Genomic DNA, 1,302 nt, shown 5'->3' on the forward strand with positions numbered 1-1,302 from the left:
GCGGGCTTGCCCCGGGTACAAACCGAAGACATCGTTTACATTTCAAACCGGGAACATGGTTTACAGGCTAATACGCATGATCAGGAGGTATTTGATCATGCCCTGGAACCAAGACTCCCCCATGGATCAACGAATCAGATTGATTGGCGATTGGCTTTCTGGTCACTACACCAAAAGCCAACTCGCCCACCGGTACAGCGTTAGCCGCCCCACGATCGATAAGTGGATAGCGCGATACGCTGCCGGTGGAGCAGCGGCGCTTTCAGATGCCTCGCGGCGCCCCCATAACAGCCCTAACAAGACAAGCGATGAGCTACTGGCTCGTATTGTTGCGATGAAAGAAGCGCACGATAAATGGGGTCCGAAGAAGCTTATTGAGCTGTTACGACTAGAAGATCCAACCATTGAGTGGCCATCTCCGAGCACGGCAGGCCAGTGGCTGGACCGGATGGGCATGGTCCACAAACGGGGGCCAAAACGGCGATACGGGAAAAGCCCCACCAAAATGCGCGACGCCAACGAGCCGAACCAGACCTGGTGCATTGATTACAAAGGTCAGTTCAAGATGCTCAACGGCCAGTGGTGCTATCCGCTGACGGTTACCGACCATGCCTCGCGCGTCATCCTGGCCTGCAAAGCCCACCAGAACATCATGACGCAGCCAGTGATTCAGACGCTGGAGTGGCTTTTTCAGGAGCATGGCATGCCAGAGGTGATTCGCTCGGATAACGGCAGCCCGTTTGCTTCGGTCGGATTGGCCAGGATGTCCACCATCGCTGTTTGGTTGATCCGTCTAGGCATCTTTCCCGAGCGGACCGCACCTGCGCGTCCAGATCAGAATGGCCGCCATGAGCGGATGCATCGGAGCATGAAGCTTGAGTTGCCGATAGGCCACAATTTGATCGATCAGCAACTGCTGCTTGAGCACTTCCGGCACGAGTTCAACTATGTCCGTCCCCACGAAGCACTGGGGATGAAGCGTCCCTTCGAGCTGTATATACCCTCCAATCGCCCTTACCCAGGATGCCTACCTGCTGTGGAATATCCCACCGAAATGGCAGTGCGCAATGTTAGGCAAAATGGGTCGATCAAATGGAAGGGAAAGCTCTTGTTCATCAGTGAGGCCCTGGCTGGCGAGAAGATCGGCCTCAAAGAAGTGGAAGATGATGTTTGGGATGTGTTCCTGTGTTCACATCTACTGGGGAGGCTTGGACGAGGCGAAAACCGCGTCCAAGCCTCAAATGTGTAAACCATGTCCCCGGTTTACTATGTAAACGATGTCTCCGGTCGTACACCCGCGAA

1 protein-coding gene is annotated in these 1,302 nt (G+C 54.8%); it reads left to right on the forward strand.

Annotated features, from left to right (window positions below):
* The first annotated feature begins 97 nt into the window (after window positions 1-97).
* Window positions 98-1,249, forward strand: coding sequence for a DDE-type integrase/transposase/recombinase (locus ACFY68_RS26150; RefSeq protein WP_387533588.1), 1,152 nt, complete (start codon window positions 98-100; stop codon window positions 1,247-1,249).
* Window positions 1,250-1,302: the final 53 nt, after the last annotated feature.

The organism is Pseudomonas sp. NPDC012596, assembly GCF_042902325.1.
Lineage (GTDB): Bacteria > Pseudomonadota > Gammaproteobacteria > Pseudomonadales > Pseudomonadaceae > Aquipseudomonas.